This is a genomic window from Pararcticibacter amylolyticus, assembly GCF_003130405.1.
Classification (GTDB): Bacteria; Bacteroidota; Bacteroidia; order Sphingobacteriales; family Sphingobacteriaceae; genus Arcticibacter; species Arcticibacter amylolyticus.
Window position 1 is genome coordinate 20014 of sequence record NZ_QEAS01000020.1, and the last position, 1213, is coordinate 21226.

1 protein-coding gene is annotated in these 1213 nt (G+C 46.2%); it reads left to right on the plus strand.

Annotation, left to right across the window (positions count from 1 at the left end):
* The first annotated feature begins 26 nt into the window (after positions 1 to 26).
* Positions 27 to 1208, plus strand: a complete 1182-nt coding sequence (gene uxuA / locus DDR33_RS20195; protein ID WP_109417619.1) for a mannonate dehydratase — start codon at positions 27 to 29, stop codon at positions 1206 to 1208.
* Positions 1209 to 1213 lie beyond the last annotated feature (5 nt).

The following is a 1213-nucleotide window of genomic DNA, read 5'->3' on the forward strand; positions in this document are numbered from 1 at the left end:
GGTTCCCTTTAATTTACAATTTAAATATGGCATTAGAACAAACCTGGAGATGGTACGGGCCGAAGGATCCCGTTTCTCTCGCTGATATTAAACAAGCTGGTGCTACCGGTATTGTCACTGCGCTTCACCATGTGCCGAATGGCGAGGTGTGGACTGTGGAAGAGATTAACAAAAGAAAGACGGAGGTTGAGAACGCCGGCTTAACATGGTCGGTGGTAGAAAGTGTGCCGGTGCATGAAGATATTAAAAAGCGTACTGGTAATTTTCAACAGTATATTGATAACTATAAGCAATCGCTGAAGAACCTGGGTTCATGCGGGATTGATATCGTTTGCTACAACTTTATGCCGGTACTTGACTGGACCCGCACGAACCTTGATTATCCAATGCCTGACGGGTCAACGGCGCTGCGTTTTGAGGCTGCTGCATTTGCTGCGTTTGAGCTTTACATATTGAAAAGACCGGGCGCTGAAGAGTCTTATTCTGATGAGCAGAAGCAAAAGGCTAAGGCTTACCTGGAAAGCATCAGTGAAGAGGAGAAACAAAAACTTGTAAAGAATATTATTGCAGGACTGCCCGGCTCAGAAGAAGGATACACCCTGGAAGAATTCCTGAAAGTACTGGCAGGGTACAATGAAATAGGTCCTAAGGAGTTGAAAGAAAACTTGTATTCGTTTCTTTCCCAGATTATTCCTGCTGCCGAAGAGGCCGGCGTGCTGATGTGTATCCACCCTGACGATCCTCCGTTCCCTATTTTAGGCCTGCCGCGTGTGGTAAGTACTGAAGCTGACATTAAAGAGCTTTACGAAGCTGTTGATAGTGTTCATAACGGGCTTACTTATTGTACTGGTTCTTTTGGTGTCCGCGCTGATAATGATCTTGCGGGTATGGTAGAAAGGCTTGGTGAAAGAATCCATTTCATTCACCTCCGTGCTACAAAAAGGGATGCTGAGGGTAACTTCCATGAGGCTGATCACCTTACAGGTGATGTTGATATGTATGCAGTAATGAAAGCGTTGCTTGCCGAGCAAAGCAAACGTGAGGCTGCAGGAAGAAAAGATACAAGAATGCCTTTCCGTCCTGATCATGGTCACAAGATGCTGGATGACCTTCAAAAGAAGACTAATCCGGGCTATTCAGCTATCGGCAGGCTAAGAGGCCTGGCTGAGCTGAGAGGGCTGGAACTGGGGATATTGAGAAGTCTGTAAGGGCT

Coding starts and splice junctions, on each gene's coding strand:
- uxuA (WP_109417619.1), top strand. CDS start 27: ATGGCATTAGAACAAACCTGGAGATGGTACGGGCCGAAGGATCCCGTT.